At 54.6% G+C, this 23,625-nt stretch carries 19 protein-coding genes; 8 read left to right on the top strand and 11 right to left on the bottom strand.

Going from position 1 to position 23,625, the window contains the following annotated elements; translation table 11 throughout:
• The first annotated feature begins 10 nt into the window (after nucleotides 1-10).
• Nucleotides 11-1,018, top strand: a complete 1,008-nt coding sequence (locus EYC98_RS04615) for an alpha-ketoacid dehydrogenase subunit beta (RefSeq protein WP_279244130.1) — start codon at nucleotides 11-13, stop codon at nucleotides 1,016-1,018.
• Nucleotides 1,015-2,190 carry a dihydrolipoamide acetyltransferase family protein gene (locus EYC98_RS04610; protein WP_279244129.1) on the top strand — a complete coding sequence of 392 codons (1,176 nt, stop codon included), beginning with the start codon at nucleotides 1,015-1,017 and terminating at the stop codon, nucleotides 2,188-2,190. Before EYC98_RS04615 ends, EYC98_RS04610 begins: the two co-directional genes overlap by 4 nt.
• A 17-nt stretch (nucleotides 2,191-2,207) precedes the next feature.
• On the opposite strand, the gene EYC98_RS04605 is transcribed toward EYC98_RS04610, so the two are convergent.
• Nucleotides 2,208-3,383, bottom strand: a complete 1,176-nt coding sequence (locus EYC98_RS04605; RefSeq protein WP_279244128.1) for a cache domain-containing protein — start codon at nucleotides 3,381-3,383, stop codon at nucleotides 2,208-2,210.
• Nucleotides 3,380-4,687, bottom strand: a complete 1,308-nt coding sequence (locus EYC98_RS04600; RefSeq protein WP_279244127.1) for a TAXI family TRAP transporter solute-binding subunit — start codon at nucleotides 4,685-4,687, stop codon at nucleotides 3,380-3,382. Before EYC98_RS04600 ends, EYC98_RS04605 begins: the two co-directional genes overlap by 4 nt.
• 172 nt (nucleotides 4,688-4,859) lie before the next feature.
• Between EYC98_RS04600 and EYC98_RS04595 the strand changes: the two genes are divergently transcribed.
• Complete coding sequence (locus tag EYC98_RS04595; protein WP_279244126.1) at nucleotides 4,860-5,675, top strand: transporter substrate-binding domain-containing protein; 816 nt, start codon at nucleotides 4,860-4,862, stop codon at nucleotides 5,673-5,675.
• A 75-nt stretch (nucleotides 5,676-5,750) separates the two neighbouring features.
• Here the strand turns inward: EYC98_RS04595 and EYC98_RS04590 are convergent, their stop codons facing one another.
• The 7 genes from EYC98_RS04590 to EYC98_RS04560 form a co-directional block, all read right to left on the bottom strand.
• Nucleotides 5,751-7,937 carry a DUF5916 domain-containing protein gene (locus EYC98_RS04590; protein ID WP_279244125.1) on the bottom strand — a complete coding sequence of 729 codons (2,187 nt, stop codon included), beginning with the start codon at nucleotides 7,935-7,937 and terminating at the stop codon, nucleotides 5,751-5,753.
• 164 nt (nucleotides 7,938-8,101) lie between these two features.
• Nucleotides 8,102-8,914 (bottom strand): enoyl-CoA hydratase/isomerase family protein, encoded by an 813-nt coding sequence (locus tag EYC98_RS04585; protein ID WP_279244124.1) that lies wholly within the window; start codon nucleotides 8,912-8,914, stop codon nucleotides 8,102-8,104.
• A gap of 2 nt (nucleotides 8,915-8,916) precedes the next feature.
• Complete coding sequence (locus EYC98_RS04580) at nucleotides 8,917-9,918, bottom strand: NADP-dependent oxidoreductase (RefSeq protein WP_279244123.1); 1,002 nt, start codon at nucleotides 9,916-9,918, stop codon at nucleotides 8,917-8,919.
• A gap of 39 nt (nucleotides 9,919-9,957) precedes the next feature.
• Nucleotides 9,958-11,565, bottom strand: coding sequence for an AMP-binding protein (locus EYC98_RS04575; protein ID WP_279244122.1), 1,608 nt, complete (start codon nucleotides 11,563-11,565; stop codon nucleotides 9,958-9,960).
• Entirely contained in the window at nucleotides 11,562-12,962 is a 1,401-nt protein-coding gene (locus tag EYC98_RS04570; protein WP_279244121.1) for an aromatic ring-hydroxylating oxygenase subunit alpha, read from the bottom strand. Before EYC98_RS04570 ends, EYC98_RS04575 begins: the two co-directional genes overlap by 4 nt.
• A gap of 20 nt (nucleotides 12,963-12,982) precedes the next feature.
• Nucleotides 12,983-14,125 carry a thiolase family protein gene (locus EYC98_RS04565; protein ID WP_279244120.1) on the bottom strand — a complete coding sequence of 381 codons (1,143 nt, stop codon included), beginning with the start codon at nucleotides 14,123-14,125 and terminating at the stop codon, nucleotides 12,983-12,985.
• Nucleotides 14,126-14,135: 10 nt separating this feature from the next.
• Nucleotides 14,136-14,570, bottom strand: coding sequence for a Zn-ribbon domain-containing OB-fold protein (locus EYC98_RS04560; protein ID WP_279244119.1), 435 nt, complete (start codon nucleotides 14,568-14,570; stop codon nucleotides 14,136-14,138).
• A 121-nt stretch (nucleotides 14,571-14,691) separates the two neighbouring features.
• Here EYC98_RS04560 and EYC98_RS04555 point away from each other — a divergent pair, with 121 nt between their 5' ends.
• Both EYC98_RS04555 and EYC98_RS04550 read left to right on the top strand, forming a co-directional pair.
• Entirely contained in the window at nucleotides 14,692-15,123 is a 432-nt protein-coding gene (locus tag EYC98_RS04555; RefSeq protein ID WP_279244118.1) for a nuclear transport factor 2 family protein, read from the top strand.
• A gap of 96 nt (nucleotides 15,124-15,219) precedes the next feature.
• The gene (locus EYC98_RS04550) at nucleotides 15,220-16,047 is read left to right on the top strand and encodes a hypothetical protein (RefSeq protein WP_279244117.1); all 828 of its coding nucleotides are present in this window, start codon (nucleotides 15,220-15,222) and stop codon (nucleotides 16,045-16,047) included.
• A 10-nt stretch (nucleotides 16,048-16,057) separates the two neighbouring features.
• Here EYC98_RS04550 and EYC98_RS04545 read toward each other — a convergent pair whose 3' ends face one another.
• Nucleotides 16,058-17,074, bottom strand: a complete 1,017-nt coding sequence (locus tag EYC98_RS04545) for an NADP-dependent oxidoreductase (RefSeq protein ID WP_279244116.1) — start codon at nucleotides 17,072-17,074, stop codon at nucleotides 16,058-16,060.
• Nucleotides 17,075-17,201: 127 nt separating this feature from the next.
• Between EYC98_RS04545 and EYC98_RS04540 the strand changes: the two genes are divergently transcribed.
• Nucleotides 17,202-17,546, top strand: coding sequence for a putative quinol monooxygenase (locus tag EYC98_RS04540; RefSeq protein WP_279244115.1), 345 nt, complete (start codon nucleotides 17,202-17,204; stop codon nucleotides 17,544-17,546).
• 326 nt (nucleotides 17,547-17,872) lie between these two features.
• On the opposite strand, the gene EYC98_RS04535 is transcribed toward EYC98_RS04540, so the two are convergent.
• Entirely contained in the window at nucleotides 17,873-20,095 is a 2,223-nt protein-coding gene (locus EYC98_RS04535; RefSeq protein WP_279244114.1) for a TonB-dependent receptor, read from the bottom strand.
• 384 nt (nucleotides 20,096-20,479) lie between these two features.
• On the opposite strand from EYC98_RS04535, the gene EYC98_RS04530 reads away from it, so the two are divergent.
• Both EYC98_RS04530 and EYC98_RS04525 read left to right on the top strand, forming a co-directional pair.
• Nucleotides 20,480-22,642 carry a molybdopterin-containing oxidoreductase family protein gene (locus tag EYC98_RS04530; RefSeq protein WP_279244113.1) on the top strand — a complete coding sequence of 721 codons (2,163 nt, stop codon included), beginning with the start codon at nucleotides 20,480-20,482 and terminating at the stop codon, nucleotides 22,640-22,642.
• Entirely contained in the window at nucleotides 22,639-23,619 is a 981-nt protein-coding gene (locus tag EYC98_RS04525) for a TIGR03621 family F420-dependent LLM class oxidoreductase (RefSeq protein WP_279244112.1), read from the top strand. The genes EYC98_RS04530 and EYC98_RS04525 overlap by 4 nt, the downstream gene beginning before the upstream one ends.
• Nucleotides 23,620-23,625 lie beyond the last annotated feature (6 nt).

Genomic DNA, 23,625 nt, shown 5'->3' with positions numbered 1-23,625 from the left:
AGTTATTACCATGTCACAAAAAACTATGCGAGACGCCATCAATGAGGCGCTGCACCAGGCCATGGCCGAAGATGATTCAGTGTTTGTTATCGGCGAAGATGTCGCCGGTTGCAACGGCGCACCCAGCGGTAAAGTCGGCGTTACCGGCGGTGTATTCGGTATAACCGGCGGTCTCTATGAGAAATTTGGCCCCCTGCGCTGTATCGATACCCCTATTTCAGAATCCGCTATCGTTGGCGCTGCCGCCGGTGCTGCTCTGATGGGTATGCGTCCGGTTGCCGAGATCATGTTCGCCGACTTTATCGGCGTGTGTATGGACCAGATCGTCAACCAGATGGGCAAGTTCCGCTACATGTTTGGCGGTAAGAGTGAGTGTCCTGCAGTGATTCGATTCGCCGCCGGCGGTGGTTTTTCCGCCGCGGGTCAACACTCTCAGGCCATGTACCAGGTAATGACCTCGTTCCCCGGCCTCAAGGTGGTTGTGCCATCTAATGCCTACGATGCCAAGGGCCTGATGCTGCAAGCCATTGCCGACAACGATCCGGTGCTGTTTTTCGAGCCCAAAGCACTGTATCAAGTAGCTTGCGAAGTACCCGACGAGATGTACAAAATTCCGTTTGGTGAGGCAGCCATGGTGCGTGAAGGCGATGATGTGACAGTCGTGGCCTTCGGCCAGATGGTGGGCAAAGCCGCAGAGGCAATCGATAGCCTGGAAGAGAGCGGTATTACCTGCGACCTGATTGACCCGCGCACTACCTCACCACTGGATACCAAAACTATTCTGGAAAGCATCGAGGCTACCGGCCGCTTGGTAGTCGTTGACGAAGCGCCACCGCGCTGTGGTTTGACCACTGATATCGCAGCACTGGCCGCCAGCAAGGCGTTCCATTCCCTGAAAGCTCCAGTGGTACAGGTTTCTGCCCCGCACAGCCCAACGCCTTTCTCACCCGAGCTTGAAGCAGCCTACATTCCCTCGGTAGAAAGAATTGTCGCTGCCATCAAGGAGGTCACCGCATGAGTGAGATCTACGCCATCGCCGTGCCCAAGTGGGGCATAGAAATGGTAGAAGGGACTATTTCCACCTGGAATAAGTCCGTCGGCGATGCGGTGCGTAAGGGCGAGGATGTGTTCGAGATGGAATCGGACAAGATCGTCAATGTCTGGGACGCACCCGTAGACGGCGTGCTGCGTCGACGTCTGGTGGAAGAAGGTGAAACCATGCCCGTGGGCAGCCTGCTCGGCATCATTGCCGCCGCCGACGTAGACGACGCGGCCATCGACGCTTTTATTGCTGACTTTGCCGGTCCTGCAGCAGACGCGCCAGCGGCTGCAAAACCAGCTGCAGCGGGTGCCTCAGCACCCATGAGTGAAGCCGCAAAAAAGGTCAATCCGGTAGTACGCCGCTTGGCCGCTGAACTCAATGTCGACCTCGATAGTGTCACCGGCACCGGTCGCAACGGCAGAATCACCAAAGAAGATGTTGAACTGGCAGCCTCTGCCGGCGCACCTGATGATGTCAGTGATGACTATGAGATTATTCCGTTATCGCCGATTCGCAAGACCATCGGTAAGCGGCTGACTCAGGCAAAACAGGATATTCCGCACTTTTACCTGACCATTGAGTATGAGCTGGACGGTCTTATGGCCCATCGCCAAAAACTCAAGGAAGCCGGCGACAAAGTTTCGGTTAATGACCTGCTGGTCTACTGCGTGGCCCAAGCCTTAATGGCCGAGCCCCGCGTTAACGTCAACCTGGTCGGCGACAATATCCACCAGTTCAAGCACGCCAATGTCGCTGTCGCTATTGCGACTGACGACGGCCTGTTTCCGGCTACGGTCTACAATGCCGACACTCTGTCCGCTCAGGAAATTTCTGCGGCGACAGCGGTACTGGCAGAAAAGGCGCGCGGCGGAAAACTGGAAAAAGCTGACATATCCAATGGCAGCTTCACTGTCTCTAATCTGGGCATGTTCGGCGTCTCTACCTTCAACGCGATTATTAACCCACCGATGGGCGCAATTCTCGCTCTAGGTAAGGGCGAAGCCCGCGTTGCGGTTAAAGACGGCGTCCCCGCCGTTGCGACAATGATTAATGCGACACTGTCGTGTGATCACCGGGTCATTGACGGCGCTGTCGGTGCTGGCTTTCTAGCGGCACTGGGCGAGGAAATCGCTAAGCTCGGCGCCTAGACGCCTGCTGCGCCGGGTCAACCGTTAAGGTCTGATCCGGCGCCACCACCACCCTCAAAATCAAGATCGACAAGCTGTGTGCCTCCGTCCGGGAGCCCGCTCCCGCGCCCGTACCAGACCGACCACAGCGACAGCCCATACAGAAACAGCATAATCGCGCCTATCGCTGGCCGTTCGTCGGCAGCCATCTGCAGGATCTCCTCACGGTCGATTTCTGCCATCACTGCCCATTGAAACTGGTCGATAGCAGTGCTGGTATAGGCAGACAGTACTTCAACACCACGATAATCAAGGGCGAAATCCACTCCCTGTTGCCCCGCCAACGCCAGCTGCACGGTGTCGGTATTCACCGCGGTGCGTAATATGCTGGATTCCTTCGAGAAGCGTGAATTGGAGCGCATCAATAAGTCCTGACCCACCAGGTAGGTTTCTCCCGTGGCCCCCATTCCGGCGCTAAAATTCATGATCTGGGTGATCTTATCGGTGGACAGTTGCAGAATCAGCACCCCCAGAACCTGACCACGCAGACCGAGCATCGCCTTCGCCATGAATATCGCCGGTTCACCCTTACTGGGTGCATACGGCTGCATATCACTGATCACCACGCGATCATCAGCCGCGTAGTCGATAGCGCGTCGATATGCTTCCGCCAAACCGGACGCCTTCCACTCGCCGGTAATCAGGTTGGTGGCGAAATCCTTTTCTTTAACGACTGAATAGACAACATCGCCTTCGGCGCCCACCAAAAACAGATCATAGTAACCCCGCTCCAACACAAACAACTTGGCCAGCGGGTGCAGCTGCGCATGCAGAGCACTGTAACGCGAGCCATCAAAGGCATTGTTTAACTGATGCAGCTGGCCCCAGGGGTAAGGATTGCCGTAGATATACAATTCCTGCAGAGTCGACTGTGGGTCACCCACCAACCGTGAATACGTTAGCCAGTCCGCACTGAGTTCTCGCTGCCAACCAATCAACTGCTCGCTGAGACTCCAGAACTGTAGCTCTGCCTCCGCCGTAGCAAAATAAGATTCCAACGCCTGTCGTCGCAAATTCGACAGCAGCAGCAATCGATCTGCAACACGTGCCACCTGCGAATCGATGTGATGCTTGTTCCAGGCCATACCCACGCCTATAAAAACGACGGTAAACAAAGCCAGCAGCCACTTCCATGTCGAGCCCGTTAAGCTCATCGCACTACTCCTGCGTGCAGTTCCGCATGCGGCATCGGGCCCATCAACATCAGCCGGTCTCGCACTAACGCATCAACCGCCTGCCAGGCAAAGGAAAAGTGCTCAAATTCTTCCTGGCTCACACGTTCGCGATCCAGGTCTGCCACCACCTCAGAAAGAATATCCACCAGCTTATGCTTGCCTTCGACCAAGGCCGCATAACCTTCCTCATGGCGCGCTGCATGAGCTATCTCCATCAAGCGGGCATTGAAGCCCCCCATTTGAATGCGCCGCATACGATTCCAATGTGCTCTCAGGGCAAACAGGCTGGTCACCAAAATTGCCACGGTATACAGCAACGCCGATACCAGGCGCACGTTAGACTGCATAAAGCTGGGCTTTTCGCGGTCGTAGTAGCGCAAAGCCCCGGCGTGCACCGGCAATACGCTGTTTTCACCGCCGGAAATTGGGCCTAGAAAGCCAGCCAATTGGCTGCTCTCTCGCAGGTCCGAACGCTGATCAAACATGCCCTTGGTAAAGCGGTAGATCACATCCGGATCCATATCGCTGCGGGTCACTAACAAGCGGTCCAGCACCGCTGTTGGCATATCGGCCGCGGGCAGTGCGGGCGAACCACGGTATGAACCGCGAGGAATGACCCCCGGTTGCAATGCCGGCTGCCGCAGCGCCAGCGCCTCGGATTGGTCAATAGACACCAGCCGCATCGGATGGTCGCCGATAAGCTTGCGGATCACCTTGTTACCCGGTGAGCGGACCCGAAATACCGCATCCACTTGGCCGTGGACCATGGCGAAATTGGCCGCCGGTTCCGACATCGGCAGAGCCAGAAATTGATCCGCACTAAGACCAAAATGTTCCGCCATAAACCAGAACGACGCGTTCTGCCCGCTACTGGCCGGAGGAATCGCCACCCGGCGACCGACCAGGTCGGCAAAGTTTTGGATAGACGAACTCTGCTGCACAATCAGGTGATAGGCATCGGGGTATAGCTTGGCGACGCCTACGATGCCTTCAGGCACAATGCTGTCCGCCTGAATTTCGGCCAGGTCCAGTTGTCCCGACTGCAGTAAACGCAGGTTCTCTGCGGAGCCGCCGGTATCAAAAACTTGCACAGTAAAGCGCTTCTGGCTGGTATTCAGCGTGTCGGCAATGACCGTAGTGAGTGCGTAGCTTTCACTATCGGCAGGACCACCGCCAACTACCAGAACGGCCTGCCTGGCGCTGGTCAACCAAAGTGCTGACGCTCCCAGGCTGAGCAGCCAGATCAATAACACCAGAATCGGTCGTAATTTTCCAGCCAACACGTGAACTACCATCAAAGGGATAAAACGAAGACGCAGTATAAGAGTTGATGCACCGATAGAGAACAGCACTCCCTATAGTATTTGCACTTTGACTTATGCGGGCAGGAAGCTACACTCTGTTTCCCGTTATCATTCCGATAACCGTTAAAAACAATACGATACAGGAATTCCCATGTTCAAACTTTTTAAAAAGGCTTCCCTGCTGGGGCTGCTGGTCCTGTCTATGGTCGCTCCGGCCGGCTTCGCCGCTTCAGACTCGCCAGTTCTCGACCGCGTTATAGATTTTAAAGTCCTCAAAGTCGGCATGTCCGGCAACCAACCTCCTATGAACACCAACAGCCGCTCAGGCCAGCCGATTGGCTATGATGTTGACCTTGCACGAGCACTGGCTGGTGCCATGGGTGCACGTCTGGAGATCGTCACCATGCCCTTCGGTGAATTGCTGGGCGCGCTGGACGCAGACAAGGTCGATATGGTCATGTCTGGCATGGCGATTACGCCTGAGCGGACCCGCAATCACACGTTTGTTGGCCCGTATATGATGTCCGGCAAGTCTATCCTGACTAAATCTTCGGTTCTGGCCCAAGCTGCCAGCGCTGACGATTTCAACCGCTCAGAGCTCAAACTGGCTGCGCTGGCTGGCTCTACCAGCGAGACGTTTATCCAGTCTGCGGCACCTGAAGCCACTCTGGTGGCGGTCAAAGACTACGACGCTGCGATACAAATGGTGATTGATGGTGAAATTGATGGACTGGTCGCTGATATGCCGATCTGTGTCCTGTCAGTACTGCGCTACCCCAATGCTGGTCTCGCTACACTGAAGTCACCGCTGTCTATTGAGCCCTTCGGCATAGCAGTGTCCAAGAAGGACGCTCAGTTTGCTAACCTGGTAGATAACTATCTGGATACTTACGGCAAGATGGGTGTACTCGCCAAGCTGCGTAAAAAGTGGTTTGAAGACAAGAGCTGGATTGCTGCTCTGCCCTAGCCAGACCCTCGCGCGGATCGCCTGATCTGCGCTATCAACACCACCCTGACCAGTTTCGGTCAGGGCCTCCCACGCTCAAAAACGATAGCGAATCTTGGCGGTTATGGTTTGCTGTGTCACATTGTTCCAGGCGTTTTCCGCCAAGCCCCAGGGACTTACACCCGCATCATTCTCATCCCAGAATCCACCCCGGTTATACACCAGAAAAACTTCTGACAACGGCGCAATCTCATAGCGGTAGCGCACCTGCAACGCGACATCGCTGAGTTTGAAGTCTGCTACCGGGCGACTGGAAGGGTCGAGCCGACCATTGTCATCCAGCCCATAGCCCTGCAGAGCATCCGACTCCACCCCCAGCCACTGCAATTTGACACGCACTTCTTGCCGACTGGTGGGAAACCAATCCAGACGCAGGTCAATATCAAGCACCTCTGACTCGTAAGTGGCGAGCTGTTCGCTATCAAAATCCCACAGCAGCCATTCTTCAAACCAGGTATACGACACACGACCACCCACCGTGACGGTATCAGCCAGATAATACTGCGGGCTGATTATAAACTCGTGGGAAAATTTGTCCGTGCCTTTGGTCTCCGCAACATATTGCAGCTGGAAGGTAAAATCATTACCCCGCGGATTCAGGTAGCTGAAGCTAAAAGACTGCTGCGCGTCACGCTTTAACAAACCGTTGCCACGGGTAATCAGGTCATCATAGGCCGAGGTCTCCAGATGCACCTGCAGGCTAAACTCGCGGGTGCTGCGCAGCACCCACTGCCGTTGTAAATCCAGCCCCTGCATCAGTGTGTCGCCAGCGTTGTTTTCCTCATACGACAACTTGGCGGAATACCAACCTGACAGTTGATTTGAGCTGGGCGCGTAACTATTCACATCGTGACGAACATCGGCAGCAACGCGCATCCAGTCGTTGCGTGTGAGAAAGCCGAGGTCGTTCATCTCGAATTCATCACCGTAGTAGTAGCCGGTCAGATTACTGCGCCACTCATCGTTTGGGGCATAGCTCCACTGACCCCAACCACCGCCATCGGACTGATTGAACGCAGTGTTTTCATTGACCTCATTCGCCTCCTGCTCAACGTCACTATAAAAGAGCTGGCCGCGCACCCGGTGCTCGCCGGCGGACTGCCAGTCCAGATCTAAGGAGTTGACCAGCGCCTTTCGCGACAACGTAGAACGATCTGCATAGGTGAGACTGTGTCCCACCACTGCATCGCCCAGACGCGCCTGGATACGTGTGGACAGGTAATCGCGCCCCTCGCTTGCGGCGGTATCATCTTCTGTGACTGCGAAAAAACCCAGATCAAGGCGTTCGCCAAAGTGGGAAAGCTTGGCGCCCAGATCAATATCGGTCACCGGCTCGTCGCCGGCGTCGCTAGCGGCTCCAATGCGGCGTGTGTGCACTAGCCGATCACCATTAGGCACCTCAGAGCGAAATAGCGCCTGGTTTTCGGTAAAGAACGGACGCCGCTCCGCGAAAAATACTTCAAGTGCAGAAAAATTCAGCACCAGATCGTCGGCCTCTACCTGGCCAAAATCCGGATTGATGGTGCCGGTAAATTGGGTGGCGGTATTAGGACGCCAGACCACATCAACACCGGCCCGCACCTCACCATCGTTTTCCTCCAGGTCCTGCTCCGCTGAAACGTAAGGAAACAAGTCCAGGGTAGAGGTAGCTACGTGATCGACACTGACCGGCGCCCAGTCCGATAGAAACGTCGGCCGCGCGGCGCTGGCATTGGGCCAGGCAAAGCGCAATGACTCGTCGAACACATAGCGCCCGAAATAAAACTTCATCTGTTTCTGTGCGCCTTCAGGATTGGTCATGGGCGCCACGGTCCAGGGGATGTACATCTCTACATACCAGTATTCCTCGTCCTGGCTGGTTTGCGAAGTCCAGTTGCCGTCCCAGTCACCCGAGTAGTTCTTTTCGTTATTGTAAATGCCATCTTGACGGGTATTCGCGGCGCCAACAGTGAAGTCGTAGCCGGATAAACCCGAGCCATCAAAATCAATACCAACAATATTGCGGTCAGCGAGAATGAACGCATCGCGGGCAAAGCGACGCTGTACGCGCTTCGCTTCGGCCGGCTGAGCATTACGAAAACCCACGTAAATGCCCTCGGCATTGGTGTAGACCAGTGCCTCTGTATGGTACTTGGCCGGCTCGCTGGTAAGCGGTTCGGTGGTGACGAAATTGGAGTAGGACTGCGCGGATTGCCATTCAGGCTCGTCCAGAACACCGTCCACAGCTATCTCCGCCCAGACAAAGGAGCAGAAAAAAACCTGTAGAAGCAGGCAGTTAAGCAGGGCATTACCGCAGCGCATAAGGCCTAGGCTAGCATAATTGAACGGCCGCTTGAGCTTCCTAAGCGGGCAATCTGTAAAAGTGTAACCTGTGTTCCAAAAATGGCTCAGTTGGAGTCGTCAAAGCACTCTGCTGTGGTACCACCCGCATCATAGAATCGTTGCTGGGCCTGTATTTGCGCGCGACTCTGGGTGTCACTGGCGGTGAGCTGGAAGATGCTCTGCTCATTGGTCAGCGCTTCGCTCAGCGGCAGCTCAGGTGCCGCTGCCAGGCCCTGTTTGCAGGCAGCAAGCGCCGCCGCAGGCAGCTGAGCCAACTCTGAAGCCCATTCAATAGCGGCCGGCAAAGCAGCACCGCGATCAACCAGTCGATTCAGCGCGCCCGCCTCAAACAACCGCTGCGCGCTGGTCCAGCGCCCACCAAGCACCATCTCTGATGCCAGGCTACGTCCTACCAACGAACTCAGCCGGCTCACACCACCCACGCCCGGTGGAATGCCCAACCTTATTTCCGGTTGCGCAAAGCGTGCCTGAGTTTCCGCTATACGCAGGTCACAGGCCCAACCAATCTCACAGCCGCCGCCGCAGGTATCGCCACTAATCGCCGCAATTGAAACCAATGGCGCCTGAGACAACTCACGCATCACCCGATACCAACCGCTACCGCTACTGGTTGTCGGTTCACCGCCCAGCCCATGGTCCAGATCTGTGAGCCAGGCATGCTCCAGCCAATGCCCCTCAAGATCGGACGCCAGAACTACCACCCGGACCCCGCTCTCAAGACACTGAGCCAGCAGGTCCGCCATTTCATCCACAGCAGCCCAGCACAGTTGGTTCGCACGGCCAGCATCGGCGAAGCGCAGCAGCGCCACGCCATCAGCCGGATGCTCCAGAATCAGACTATAGCCATGATCGGCCATGATCAGTCCGCTACCCGCACCAACTGCTTGCCCATGTTGCTGCCGCTGAAGAGGCTCTTTAATGCTTCAGGCGTGTTCTCAAACCCATCCAGAATAGTTTCGCGATGCTTAAGCTCACCGCTCTTCAGATAGCCGGAGAGAACCTCTACGGCCTCGCCAAACTGGCTGGCATAGTCGCCACAGATAAACCCTTCCATGCGCGCGCGGCGAAAAACCAGATTGAAATAGTTTTTCGGACCAGGGATTTCACCCGTGAGGTTATAACGAGAAATACCACCACAAATGACCACTCGTGCATTGGTTGCAATGCGCGCCAGTGCGATATCAAGGATTTCGCCACCCACGTTGTCGTAATACACGTTAATACCATCGGGGCAATGCTGTTTCACCGCGGCAGCTACATCCTCTTCGCGATAGTTAATCGCCGCGTCATACCCAAGCTCCTCGGTCAGCCAATCGCACTTCTCCTTAGTCCCTGCCATGCCAACCACACGCGCACCAGCGATGCGCGCCAACTGCCCGGCCACTGAGCCAGTTGCGCCAGCGGCGCCCGAAACCAGCACCGTATCACCAGCAACCGGTTTGCCGATATGCAGCATGCCAAAGTAAGCGGTCATACCGGTTATACCCAGCACACCCATAGAAGCTGGTGTCTCCACCCCCTCCGGGACAGCCTGCAACGGTATCGTTTTACCGTCGCTGACCACGTATTCCTGCCAACCAAAACTGCCGCTAACGATAGTGCCCACCGGATAGCGTGCATTGTTGGACTCAATCACCTTGCCGGCACCCCAGCCACGCATCAAATCGCCAATTTCCAGTGGCGCTACATAATCCGCGCGATTTTCCATCCAGCCACGCATCGCCGGCTCTACCGCTAAATACTGCACCTGCACCAGCACTTCATCAGCGCCGGGCTCAGGCATTGCGGTTTCGATCATTTTAAAATCGGTTTGTTTGATATCGCCTACAGGGCGCGCGTTTAGTAAAAACTGTCTATTCATAGTAGTCATCTCTATTTCTCTTCCTTCTAGTCGATCTAGCTAGTCAATTTCGTCTTTCAGCCGCTTCCGCAGTACGTCTTTGCGGACCTTGCCGCTAGGGGTGCGCGGCAGCTCAGCAACCACTTCAATGCGCTCAGGTGTTTTCTGCCGGGCCAGTTGTTGAGCTTCGGTAAATTCGACAATGTCTGCCAGGGTAGGGGGAGTCGCGGAGTCGCGGAGGATAAGAAACGCACAGACACCCTCACCGAGCCGCGGGTGCGGCATCGCCACGACAGCCGCCTCACGAATGGCGGGATGATGATGCAGCGCATCTTCAATTTCCTTCGCGCTCAGATTCTCACCGCCGCGAATAATGATATCTTTCTTACGATCAGTAATCAGTACTGCGCCTTCAGGGGTCAGGTGTCCTATATCGCCGGTCAGGAAAAACCCATCGGCAGTATGTGCTTCCGCGTTCTGCTGCGGATCAGCATAACCCAATAACATGCCCGCTCCACGCGCCGCAATTTCACCGTCTTCTCCGGCGGCTACCGGGTTGCCATCATCATCTAGAATCTGGATCTCATAGGCATATAACTGGCCATCAGTGGTTGCCGCCAGTTCCGGATCATCGCGCCAGCCGTAGGTCACCAGGGGGACTTCAGTACTGCCATACACGCGCACGGCAATACAGTTGTCCAACGACTTATAGGCCCGCCGGATCAACTGCGGCGGCACCGCTGCTCCACCGCAGGAAAACTGCCGCATAGTCGGCAAACGATCTTCGCGACGCTCGGCAGCATCCAGCAATTCCTGCAAAAAAGGCGTTGCTCCAACTGTCATGGTGCCCTTGACCCGGTGAATATAGTCGATGGCCTTGTCAGCGTCCCAGCGCTCCATCAAGGCACTGCGGCCCTCACTCATAAAGCTCATGTTGAGGCCGCTGGAGTAGCCGGTGATATGAGTAATAGGAGACGGCATCACCATGACGTCATCTGATTTGATTTGGCTATGGCGGATAGAGCACTGCTGCACATAATTAAGCGTATTGTGGGTGTGTAAAACCGCCTTGGGAAAGCCGGTAGTACCAGAGGTATAGAGACGGCATTTGACCGCATTGGGATCGCTGGGCGGCAGGCTCGAAATGGCCACCGGTTCACAATCGACCAAGGCCTCATAACGAATAGTATTGTCGTATTCCGCTTCTGAGCGCACCGTTATAAGGTGCTCCAAATCCGGTAATTCATCACGCAGTGACTGCACCATATTGATGTAGTTAATACTGCGATACTGCTCGGGTATAAAGAACGCCTTGGTACGCGCATCCTTCAGAATGTAGCGCAGCTCCGCATCGCGATAGATGGGAACAATAGGATTCACCACCAACCCCAACGCAGCAGCGGCGATATCGATGGGCGCGCCCTCGCGCCAATTGGGCAACTGAAAGCTGATAACATCGCCAGCCTGCAGGCCTAAACCCTGTAAACCGACGATCAGGCGCCGCGCCTCAAGGGCCAGCGACGCATAGGTTGCATCTGGCTCGTGCTCAAGAAATATGGCCACCCGGTGACCCACTTCTTCTGCTTTACGCCAGGCCTCCAGAGCAATCGTTGTGTTGCGCCAGAGCGGTCCATCCCGCTCTAGCCGATCCGGCGCCAACGAGGTCATGCGTTCAGGTATTTGTCCAGCGTCCGGTGAAACTGACGAATGCGGACTTCCTGATAGTTGCCCAAAACAACTTCTCCGGCTGCTGACGCCTCCATACCGCGCTGCACCTGCGGCAAATTGGAACCATCCTGGTCAAAAACCCGGGCCAGACCTGCGCCCATAACTTCCTCTGCGTCCGAGAAGGGTTGCTCCGCTTCCAAGCGCACCGTGGTGGCATCAGCAGGGCGCTCCTCGCCTTCGGGATACTGAGCGAGAATGAAGATATCCATAACGCAGCTTTTGTGGTCGTTGCCGTTAGGGCGGTGCCGATACGTCAGTACCGGGCCATAACCCGCCCAAGGCGCAAAATTCGGAAACAGCAGATACAAAATGGCGTCCATCAACTCGGCTTTTGTCGAGTATTCACGCAGGTCTTCACCGGCCTGTTCGCTGAAATCTGCGTAGTTTTTATTCGCCAGAACATCACGAGCCAACATATCGTCGCCGCTTTCAGTCACGGCCTCAGTCTCACCCACCAGCGCGGAATCAGCACCGGCAATATAAGCCACACTGTCAGCCTGAGTGTACTCGTCTTCATGGCTGGGGTTAATGGTCCCTGAACTGGTAATGGTGCGACTGACATTGTCACCCCAAACATCATACTGCGAGTTTTCAATACCCTGATAAGGCAGCAACTGCGGGTGGGTTACAAGGGCGTGATAAGACTCGATAAAGGCTTCAACCACTGCTTTCCAGTTGGCGTTAATGACTTTTTGCACGTGCATAGCCACATAACGACGCTCCGCAGGCCAGCGCTTAAAGTGCTCCGGCAGAATACCCATGTACTCTTCCAGCTCCTGTGCATCCGGGTCCATATTGATAAACACCCAGCCACCCCAGGTCGCGGTTTTCACGGCTGGCAGCGCAAAGTTGTCTTCGTCTACGTGGGGAAAATCCCATTGGCAGGGCGCGCCCACAAAATCACCATCCAGACTCCAGGTAAAGCCGTGATAAGGGCAGCGTAACTCTTTAGCATCGGTACCCGTGCCACGCTTGAGTGCGCGACCTCGGTGCAGACAGGAATTGTGATGCGCCTTGATCTCGCCGGCTTCATTGCGCACAACCAGTATCGAGTATTTGGCAACATCGTAGACATGATAGTCGCCGGGGTTGGCGATATGCGACTCGCGGCACGCCATCTGCCACGTTTTGCTCCACATTTTTTCAACCTCGAGGTCGTAGAACTCACGCGAGGTCCAGCGCTCAATAGGAATATTATCACTACCCAGATACGGCTCGGTACTGGCGCGCAGCGCGTCAGGCACCGCATTAACTTCGCCGTCCAACAGGTCCTGATAGTTCCAGGAAGGGTTGCGAGCAGCGATCTGCTCTGGTGTCAGTTTTATTTTTTCATTCATATTCTGTTTCCACCTTTATCCTAGCGCTGAAGAATTGTCACGGCACTGATGCCGGGAGCACCGTATACATGGGTGTAACCAACTTTCGGGTCACCCGGCACCTGACGCTCGCCACCCTGGCCGCGCAGTTGCACTACGTTTTCATGAATCTGACGCAAGCCGCTGGCGCCAATGGGCTCACCATTGGCGATACAGCCGCCATCGGTATTAACCGGCAGACGCCCGTCTACCCGAGTCTCTCCATTGGCCAGCATGTGTTCCTGCTCGCCGTCTTCACAGAAGCCATTTTCTGCCATATGCATTATCTCGGCACCAGCCTCAGTATCCTGCAATTGCGCCACGTCGATATCCTTGGGGCCCATTCCGGCCATTTCAAAGACGGCTTTTGAGGCATCAACCGTTGGCCCGGGCACTTGTTCCAGCGCCTGCGAGGGAGCGAACACTTCGAAAGAACCATAGCGGCGCGAACGCAGCGCGGCGCCTTTGATGAATACGGGCTTGTCGGTATAGCGGCTCACCTGATCGGCACGACACACGATCAAGGCCACGCCACCTTCCGAGGGAGAGCAAAACATATATTTGGTCAACGGATCGCTCACCATCATACCGTTCTGGATTTCTTCCAGACCAATGGGGTTGCGACGCCAGGCATTGGGGTTCATCGCGCCGTTGATAAAGGCTTTTTCAGACACCCGCGCCAGGCCATCATTGGTAATGCCGAAATCATGCATGTACTTGGTGATTTTCATGGCAAAAAACTGGGTCGTCATCATCATGCCGACTTCGCCGTACCACTCAGGTAAACCCAAGGCCTTGGGGTCGGCGTTAAACGCGCCACGGTCATGTTTGTCAAAACCCACCACCATGCCCACATCAAACTCGCCCGATTTGACCGCGTTATACGCTGACATCAAAGAGCTGCCACCGGTAGCGCAACCATTGGCGACATTGGTGAAAGGCAGTCCGGTAAGCCCTAACTCGTTGACCAAAGCGTCGGCGCTGCCAGAGCTGGCGCTGCCGCCATAGGCAAACTGCATGTCTGACCACTGGGCACCAGCATCTTTCAGTGCTTCACGCGCCGCATAGGCGCCTTGCTGCAAACCGGTGAGAGCCGGAGTCCGGCCAAACGGATGCATTCCTATTCCTACTATTGCTACGTCCACGATAGTCTCCTCAGGCAACGGGTTGGAAAGCAAAACTGATGACTTCGGTGCCATCGGCTTCGTTTCGATAAGGGTAGAAAATAACGTCCATATCCATCCCTATTTTAAGTTTCTCGGGGTCGCTTTCGGTCAAACGGCCCTCAACGCACAGCGCGCCGGGCAATTCCACATAGCCAACCCCATAGGGCTTGAAAGTCTCCTGCGTCTCGCCACTGTTGTAGGGCGATTTCGGCATAAAGCGCTGGATCGTGTAAGTCCAGAGTTTACCGCGAGCTGGAAGCTCTTCTACCTTTACATCGGTGGAGCAACAGGCGGTACAGCTGCCCTGCGCGGGAAAAGCGACCTTGTCGCAAGTTTGGCAGCGTGAGCCCAGCAGAGCTGGTGAACCCGCGGGCCAGGTAAATAAACCGTCAGCGATAGGTCGCTGCTGTGTAGCAGAAGTCATGGCCTCAGCCTCCTGTAATTGTTGTTTATGACAGAGGAATCGGTCATAGTATCAGGCTCAAAATCTAAAAAACAGTATAGTCTGTTTCTTTTTATTTACACGCTGAAAGAGGACAAAACCCATGTCAGATGTCGCTGCAGAATTGGCCATTCGCAATCTGGTCGCCGAATATATCGATGCCGTCAATCGCTACGATGGAGATGCCTGGAAGGCTACCTGGAGTGAAGATAGCGTGTGGTTTTTGATGGGCATGGAAGTGCGCGGCCGCGAAGAGGTATTCAACCTCTGGCAGGGCGCCATGGGCTCTTTCGAATTCGCCATCATGATGCTGAACTCCGGCACCATCAAAGTCGATGGCGATACCGCCAGCGGCCGCTGGTATATCACTGAGCACACCAAGCCGACAGAAGGTGACGCATCACTGGTGTTGGGCGTTTACGACGATAAGTATCGACTGGAAGATGGCCAATGGTTATTCGCCGAGCGTCGCTACCATGTCATGTATCACGGGCCTGCAGATTACAGCGCAGCCTACCAGCCCTATCCCGGCTGAAGCGGCACTTGTACGGCCTGTTCTCAATTGTAATTCAAGCGCTAAACGTCTATCTTGGCGCCTTGATAAGTCATTATGTTCAAAAGGGGAATAGGTGTGATTAAAATCGCTTTGCGCAGTGCAGCGCTTGTAGCAGCACTCGGTGCCGTGCAACAGGTTAGCGCCGATGCTGTTAACCCGGTGCTGGATGACAAGTTTACCTTCAAACTAGGCTACCTGCGTAACGATCTCGCAGGCGATATCACGGTTTCTCGGCCACCATTGCCGGAAACACCTGTCGACCTGGAAACGCTGGGCCTGGATAAAACAACCAACACTCCCTGGGCCGGTTTTCGCTGGCGCTTTGGCGAAAGATGGTCACTAAACTTCTCATTTAATCGCTGGGACAGCGACGGCCTAGTCGTTATCACCGAAGACTTTAATTTTGACGGCCAGGAATATGTTGCTGGCGCCGAACTTAGCTCCAAACTAACCGCTGACGCTTATGTCATCGACGTTGCCTACGCGTTTCACAAAAGCGACCGCTCCGAGGCCGGAATTGGACTGGGTATCCATGCCTTTGACCTTTCTGCAGGACTAGCTGGCTCTCTGCGCCTTGACGATGAACCCTTGGTCGAGTTTGAAAGTCAGAGCGATGAATTTCTCGCACCGGTCCCAAACCTTCGGCTGTACGGCATCTACGCCTTCACTGACAGAATCTCTGCCAAAGCTGATGCTGGCTGGCTCAGCGCCAGCTACGATGACTATGAAGGGTCCTTCAGCTATCTGTCGGCCGCGCTAGAGTATCGCTTTACTGAGCACTTCGGCGGCGGAATCGGTTATCAGTACACCAATGTCGACCTCAAGCATGATCAAGGCGACAAAAAGGAAGAGTATGACTTCAAGTTTGACGGCGCTCAGCTGTACCTGACCTACAGCTTCTAAAACAGTCGGATCAGTCTGATATTTTAACAATCAGTTTGCCTGTGTTACGGCCGTCAAACAGCATGTGAAACGCGTCGAGGGTATTTTCCAGACCCTCAACCACCTGCTCTTTATAGACGATTTTGCCCTCGGCTAGCCACTGCCCCATGGCAGCAATGCCCTCGGGGAACTGTTCGACGTAGTCCTTGATTACAAAGCCTTCAAAGCGCGCACTCTTGGCCAGTAATTGCCACAGGTTCTTGGGTCCCGGGCGCTGCTCGGTGTCGTTGTAAGTCGCTATCCAGCCACAGAATACGATGCGAGCACGATGAGCGAGATTAAGCAGCACCGCATCGAGCATATCGCCGCCCACGTTCTCCCAATAAATATCTACGCCGTCTGGACACTTCTGGGCAATAGCCACTGCCAGATCGGTAGTAGCCTTGTAGTCAATGACGTCGTCAAAACCAAATTCATCCACCACCTGACGGCACTTGTCTTCACCACCCGCCAGACCAATCACCCGACAGCCCATCAGTTTGCCAATCTGACCCACTACTGAGCCAACGGCGCCTGCTGCGCCACTAACTAATAGAGTCTCGCCGGCTTGCGGCTTACCCACATCCAGCAGGCCAAAATAGGAGGTCATGCCGGTCGCGCCGAGAATGCTGAGAAAAGTGGTCAGCGGCAAGCCCATTGTGTCTTCAATTTTAGAAGCTACTGCAGCATCACAGCAGGTGTAGTCTTCCCAGGCATTCATGCCCAGCGCAATATCACCGACGGCGAAGTCAGGGCTGCGGCTCTCAACCACCACGCCAATACCGGTAGCCCAGACCTTGGTACCCACAGGTATCGGCTCAATGTAGTTGGGAACGTCACTCATCCAACCGCGAATGGCCGGATCGAGCGATATATAGCGGTTGTGGATGACGATTTCGCCTTCGGCAGGTACAGGCATTGGTGACTCAACCAACGGCACCTCTTGCGGGGTTGGCAGCGCCTTTGGACGTGAGGCAAGAATATACTGGCGGTTAACAGTGGCGCTCATGGCGAATCTCATTCAGGTGAAGGACAGGCAGAGTAGCGGCCCGCAAAAAAGCAGTCAACTTTGTTTGTTTTAGCAGTCGCTTTTGCTACTGTGAGCATCCCATTTTGACCTGCCAAGGAGTAACACCATGAGAGTCATTATTAACGGAACCGTTGATTTCAGCCCGGAAAACGCCGCCGCCGCACTGGAAGAATCCGCTCAGCTGATGAAAGATACCCGCGACCAGAAAGGTTGCAATCACTACGTATGGAGCCTCGACCCGGCCGTACCTGGACGCGTTTACGTTTACGAAAACTGGGATTCGTCGGAAGACCTCAACGCACACCTGAAGGGCCCTTTTTACGCCGACATGCTCGGGCTGCTGGGTAAGTATGAAATGCTCGGCACCGATATCCTCAAGTATCGTATTGATCACGAAGAGCCCGTTTATGACCCCCAAGGCGTACCCCGCGGTGAATTCTTCACTGGCTGAGGCTTACCCGCACCGCACAATGGTCGAATAAATTCGACCCCACAACAATTGCCACACCCCCCTGTAGGGCAGAATTTATTCTGCCTTGCACCACCGACTCCCTGCACATCGGTCGAATAAATTCGACCCCACAGCAATTGCCACAGACCAGCCCCCCATAGACAAGAACCCACCACAGCCTCTGTGGGGCAGAACATCGTGCCCTTTGGGTATTTATTCTGCCTTCAGCCCCAGTGAATTTCTAAATCTCAGACATAAAAAAAGGGGCCGCAAGGCCCCTTTCTCGTTTGGCTAACGGGACAATGCCCGCGCCAGTTTTCAGCAAATCAGAAGTTGCCTGAAATCTGCATGCCGTACTCACGACCACCGGTAATAGAGGAGAAAGATATCAACCCAGGGATGGTAACCGAAGAGTTATAAGCCAGTTCATCGGTAAGGTCCCTACCAAAAAGACTGATTTTCACGTTTCTGTCTGTGTCCCACTCCCAGTTGTAGGAAATAGTCGCATCCAGCACAGCACGTTCATCCAGCAAACCACGGGGGTCATTTGATGTATCCGTCCAATACTCGTCGGTATAGCGATAGTTGGCAAACAGACTCAGCGTACCTGGCCCAATATTCGCTGAATAAAGACCGCTCACGCCTGCCGTCCACTCGGGAGTACGCCGCAGCTCAATGTGGCTGTTGTCGGTTGCCGTACCATCGCCATTCAGATCGGCAATGTACTCGTCGTAACTAGCGTCCAGATAGCCAAAGTTGGCGTTGATCTGGAAATTCTCTGTCGCTACCCAGGTCAACTCGCCTTCAATACCCTGACTCTCAACTGTGGCCGCGTTGTTAACTACGGTTACAGAGGCGCCATCATACTCCTGGATGACCTCTTCCTGCTTGTCCTGGTAGTCCACATAGAACGCGGCCAGGTTAAAACGCAGGGTGTTATCCAGAAAATCGCCTTTCATACCAATTTCATAGTTATCAACGTATTCAGGATCGTAGGGGCCTATATTCGACTCGTTTGAGTTGCGACCATTGAATCCTCCGGAGCGGAAACCTTGAGTGAAACTGAAATAGGTCAGCACATCGTCATTGAGCGCATAATCGAGGCCAAGCTTGTAAGTCGCTTCATCCCACTTCTTTTTACCACCGGCTTCCTCCTGAAAAAGAAAGTTGGCGCCGCCGTCAAAAGAACTCCACAGGATTCCGGAGTAGTCTTTCTCTTCCTCGGTATAACGCCCACCGGCGGTTACCGTCCACTTATCAGCGAACGTGTAGTGTGCCTCACCAAATATTGCCCAGGCTTCTTTCTCATGAAAATTGTTAGCCAGATTCAACTGTGAACCAAACGCAATGGCCGTGTTCTGGATCAGAGCGTACTCGTCCTCGGCCCAAAACAAACCTGTTACAAAATCAAAATTCTCGCTCAGTGAGTCATTTGAGGCAAAACGTAGTTCAGTACTCTTTTGTTCCGCTTCCTGGTCACGAACCGCATGGAAAAATGGGACAGGCGAACCATCAAAGTCGGTAGGCACCGATTCGTCAGTTTCCTGGTAACCGGTGATCGAGGTGATAGTCCCCATACCGAGTTCCCAGTCCATTCTCAGCGTATAAGTATCTGCTTCAAAATCAATCGGTTCAAAATAGTCCTGCGTATACTCGTCCAGAGCTTCATCACCGGCGCAGCCACCAAGGGCCCCGAACGCCGCACATACAAGTTCAGGATCATTTACAGGGGCTCCGGCAGTCAGGGAAGCCAAATTCTTCAGCCCGATTCCATCGTTCTCATCTTTGTAGTTGGTATAGGTGAACAATGCCTCAAAGCTTTCTACCGGAGTGAACAGAAGGGTAGCTGTGACCTCCTGGTTATCACGATTACCGACTTCTTTCTCCAGGGTAATATTTTTATAGCTACCTCCACCTTCCTGGCTTGAGTATCCAATTTTACCGGCTAGCATATTGCCCAGCGGAAAATTGAAAACCCCCTTGACGTCCTCACGACCATCGTTGCCGGCGGTCAATTCATAGCTGAGCCCGAGTTCACCGGTAGGGCGAGTGCGGGTAATATTGAACACACCACCCGTAGTGTTCTTGCCAAAGAGAGTGCCCTGCGGCCCGCGCAAAACCTCTATGCTCTGGAAATCATAGGTGTTAGCCATAGAGCCATTGACGAATGACAGGGGCACACCATCGATTACCACGCCAACTGCGGGGTCAAAACTCTTCTCGACTTCCTGGGTACCAACGCCACGGATATAGAGCGATGCCGCGCCAGGCGCGACCGCCACCGAGTCAATTACCACGTTAGGCACCATTCCTTCCAATTCACGAATATCTCGCATAATCAGATCGTTAATGGTTTCACCACTAAAAGCGGTCACGGCGACGGGGATACTTTGCATTGACTCTGCAGTCTTCCGCGCGGTTACCATGACTTCCTCGAGAACCGCGCCTTCGTCCTGCGCCAGGGCAGCAGGGGTCAAACTCGCCGATGCGCCGGCTATTAACATGCCAGCTACAATTCGAGAGGGATTAAATTTGGGGTGCTTGGTCATACTTCGCTCCTACAGTGCCGTAAACCGGCGATTATTTTAATTTTTTGAGCTTGCCCATTGATGCTTGCGGAACATCAGCCACTATCAGGCAAGGTCGCTGTCAAATTACAATCAGCCTTGCTTGTTTTTTTTAAGTATCCGGTGCATAGGCCAACAAATGCAAGCCAGCGAAATGGTAATTTTAAAGGTATCAGTCAGCGGCGAACACCGCCTACGCGCCACTGCGACGCCACGCTAGACCGGCGCCTGATTTGAAGGGCGACGATTAATAACACTGGACGCCGCCAATAGCAAAAAATACAATCAATCCTGCTTGTTTTTTTGAGCGCCCCCATCGGCGACAAATTAACACCCCTATTCACCAGCATCAGGACGACGACGCCCATGACCATAACCACCGAGAAGACCTTCTGCCGCTATTGCCATGCCTATTGCCCAATGGACGTCGATATTGAAGACGGCAAGGTCAAGGCCGTAAAGCCCGATACCTCCAACGAGATGTATGGCGGCTATACCTGTATCAAGGGCAGGCAATTGGTTGAACAGATGTACCAACCGGAGCGTCTGATCTCCGTACAGAAAAAAACGGCGGACGGTTTTGTCACCGTTGACAGCGAAACAGCTCTGGATGAAGTGGCTGCCAAACTGCAGGACATCATTAAAGAACACGGACCCCGCGCCGTAGCCACCTATAACGGTACCTATGCGTTCCAGAATTCGGGTCAGCTGGCCTATAGCCGCGCATGGCATAACGCCTTGGGCTCTCCCTCTTATTACTCCAGTGTCACTATCGACCAGCCGGCCAAAGTCTTCTGCGGCACACGTCACGGCTTCTGGGGAGCTGGCACCCACTTCTTTAACGACTCAGATGTGACCCTGATATTTGGCAATAACCCGATGGTGTCGCAATACGCACCCCCCGGTGGCGTGCCCTCAGTGAGCCCCTTTGAAAAACTGCGCGAGGCCAAGAAACGCGGTCTCAAGCTGATTGCAGTAGACCCCCGACAGACGGAGCTGACCCGCCGTTCCGACCAACACCTGCAAATCAAGCCCGGTGAGGACTCCACTCTGCTCGCGGGTATGATTCGGCTGATCCTGGAAGAAAATCTGCATGACGTTGAGTTCTGTGCCAAATATACTCAGGGGCTGGAGCAATTGCAGGCTCAGGTACAACCCTACACACTGGACTACGTTGCCGCACGAACCGACCTGACCCCGGATGCTATCGCCACTGCAGCACGCACTTTTGCCGCTGGCCCGCGCGGTATTGCTATTACCGGTACCGGCCCGGAAATGTCGAATAACCCCAATCTGACTCAACACCTGGTGGCTAGCCTCAACAGTCTCTGCGGTCGCTACTATCGCGAAGGTGACACCATGCCAAACGGCGGGGTGCTATCTCCACCCTCAGAAAAGAAAGCACAGCCATTGCGCCTGCCACTGGCATGGGGACAAGGGGCCAAATCCCGTATCAACCCTGAATTAGGAGAGCTGACCGTGATGGGCATGATGGGCCCGACTCAGGAGATGCCCACCAATATGCTCGCTGACGAAATTCTGCTGGAGGGCGATGGCCAGGTACGTGCTCTCATTGTCGTGGGTGGTAACCCACTGCTGGCATGGGCCAACCAGGACAAAGCTCATCGCGCGATGCAAGATCTTGATCTGCTGATAAGCATTGACCCTTATATGTCAGCAACCACCGCTATGGCGGATTACGTGTTTCCCCCAAAACTGACGCTGGAACGCGAAGACGTGACCCTGCTAGCTGACCCCTGGTACGAGGCACCTTATAGCCAATACTCCAAGGCCATTATCAGCACCGACCACGATGTGCTGGAAGAGTGGGAAGTATACTGGGGCCTGGCCAATCGTCTGGGCCTGGATGTCAGTGTCTACGGCACTCCCATCAGCAATACCAAGAAGCCCACCAAGTTTGAGCTCCTCAGCGCCATAACCGCTGGCTCCAAAGTACCGCTGAGCTGGCTGCGTGACAATCCGGGTGGACACATTTTCGAGGAACACAAAATCACCGTCAGCGCGGCAGACCCAGACCACACCGATCGACTGGAATTCTTTCCCGACGGGCTCGACGTGGATTTCGCAGAAGCGCTCAATCGCCCTAAAATCGACGCTCGTTACAGTCACAGTCTGATCTGTGCGCGCAGCAAATTCGTGCTCAACTCATCCGGGCTTAACTTAACCGCCCTGAAAGAAAAAATGGGCACCACCAACCCCGCCTATATGCACCCCGATGACATCACCGCACTGGGCCTGGAAGACGACTGCCTGGTCGACATAGAATCTGAGCACGGTCGTATCGCCGGTGTCATCGCCGCCAATGACCGCATCAAGCGCGGCGTTATCGCCATGCATCACAGCTGGGGCGCAGCGCCTGATGACGACTCTGATGATCGAGTACGTGAAATCGGTGCCAACACCAATAAGCTGATAGATAACCTGGAAAACACCCAACGCTATACGGGCATGACCCAACAGAGCGCGATACCCGTAGCGATCACACGTCGCGAGGAGCAAGCGGCATGAGCCACAAACCGTTTCGCTTCGCACTGCAGGCGTTTAACCCAAAGTCTCCGGCTGCCTGGCGTGAGATGGTGCGTAAAACTGAAGACCTGGGTTATTCCGCCTACCACCTGGCCGATCATTTTTTCGGCCCGGGTCCGGCGCAGGAAAGTACCGGTCATCCCCCGCAGCTACTTGGAGCGGTACCGGCTATTGCCATGGCCCTGGAGATGACCACCACCATCAAAGTAGGCTGTCGGGTATTCTGCATGGATTACCGAGACCCGATTATCCTCGCCAAAGAGGCTGCCACCATGGACTATCTGTCTGACGGTCGTCTCGAATTGGGGCTGGGCGCAGGATGGATTGAAGCTGAGTACAACGCAGTCAACATACCTTTTATGGGTATCCAGCAACGCCTCGATAAATTTGAAGAAGTCATTAGCGGCGTCAAGGCCTTTATGGGCGGCGAGGCACTCGATATAGATGGCGAGTATATAAAGTGGCAAGGATTTTCCGGCATCCCCGCACGCCCCGAGCGACCTCCCATCATGATCGGCGGTGGCAGCAAGCGCGTGTTAACCATCGCCGGACGTGAAGCTGATATTGTCAGCCTCAACTTCAACAACCGCGCCGGGACTCTGGGGCCCGACGGTATGATGTCCGGCATGGCCGCGCAGACTGCCAAGAAAATTGGCTGGATCAAAGACGGCGCCGGCGACCGTATGGACGAAGTCGAGCTGGAAATCGGTGCTTATCTGACGGTAGTAACCGATCACCAACAGGCCACGGCCAGCGCCATCGCCGAGCCCTTTGGGATGCCTGTCGAAGACTTGCTAGCCGGCCCGCACAATCTGATCGGCAGCGTCGACTACATCTGTGAAGAACTGGAACGGCGACGCGAGATCTACGGAATATCCTATATAACTGTACTGGACGACGGTGAAAACAATATGGTCGAGCAGTTCGCACCGGTTGTTGCTAGACTCGCCGGCCGCTAAAAGGAA

It is taken from the genome of Candidatus Litorirhabdus singularis, assembly GCF_026262625.1.
GTDB lineage: Bacteria > Pseudomonadota > Gammaproteobacteria > Pseudomonadales > Halieaceae > Litorirhabdus > Litorirhabdus singularis.
Note: the sequence above shows the minus strand (reverse complement) of the source record. Positions and strands in the feature narration are given on the sequence as shown.

Bases quoted from the DNA above. Each gene is read 5' to 3' on its own strand.
- EYC98_RS04585 (WP_279244124.1), bottom strand. From the start codon at position 8,914: ATGGCCGATCATGGCTATAGTCTGATTCTGGAGCATCCGGCTGATGGC.
- EYC98_RS04615 (WP_279244130.1), top strand. From the start codon at position 11: ATGTCACAAAAAACTATGCGAGACGCCATCAATGAGGCGCTGCACCAG.
- EYC98_RS04580 (WP_279244123.1), bottom strand. From the start codon at position 9,918: ATGAATAGACAGTTTTTACTAAACGCGCGCCCTGTAGGCGATATCAAA.
- EYC98_RS04595 (WP_279244126.1), top strand. From the start codon at position 4,860: ATGTTCAAACTTTTTAAAAAGGCTTCCCTGCTGGGGCTGCTGGTCCTG.
- EYC98_RS04575 (WP_279244122.1), bottom strand. From the start codon at position 11,565: ATGACCTCGTTGGCGCCGGATCGGCTAGAGCGGGATGGACCGCTCTGG.
- EYC98_RS04610 (WP_279244129.1), top strand. From the start codon at position 1,015: ATGAGTGAGATCTACGCCATCGCCGTGCCCAAGTGGGGCATAGAAATG.
- EYC98_RS04545 (WP_279244116.1), bottom strand. From the start codon at position 17,074: ATGAGCGCCACTGTTAACCGCCAGTATATTCTTGCCTCACGTCCAAAG.
- EYC98_RS04555 (WP_279244118.1), top strand. From the start codon at position 14,692: ATGTCAGATGTCGCTGCAGAATTGGCCATTCGCAATCTGGTCGCCGAA.
- EYC98_RS04530 (WP_279244113.1), top strand. From the start codon at position 20,480: ATGACCATAACCACCGAGAAGACCTTCTGCCGCTATTGCCATGCCTAT.
- EYC98_RS04560 (WP_279244119.1), bottom strand. From the start codon at position 14,570: ATGACTTCTGCTACACAGCAGCGACCTATCGCTGACGGTTTATTTACC.
- EYC98_RS04525 (WP_279244112.1), top strand. From the start codon at position 22,639: ATGAGCCACAAACCGTTTCGCTTCGCACTGCAGGCGTTTAACCCAAAG.
- EYC98_RS04535 (WP_279244114.1), bottom strand. From the start codon at position 20,095: ATGACCAAGCACCCCAAATTTAATCCCTCTCGAATTGTAGCTGGCATG.
- EYC98_RS04570 (WP_279244121.1), bottom strand. From the start codon at position 12,962: ATGAATGAAAAAATAAAACTGACACCAGAGCAGATCGCTGCTCGCAAC.
- EYC98_RS04605 (WP_279244128.1), bottom strand. From the start codon at position 3,383: ATGAGCTTAACGGGCTCGACATGGAAGTGGCTGCTGGCTTTGTTTACC.
- EYC98_RS04540 (WP_279244115.1), top strand. From the start codon at position 17,202: ATGAGAGTCATTATTAACGGAACCGTTGATTTCAGCCCGGAAAACGCC.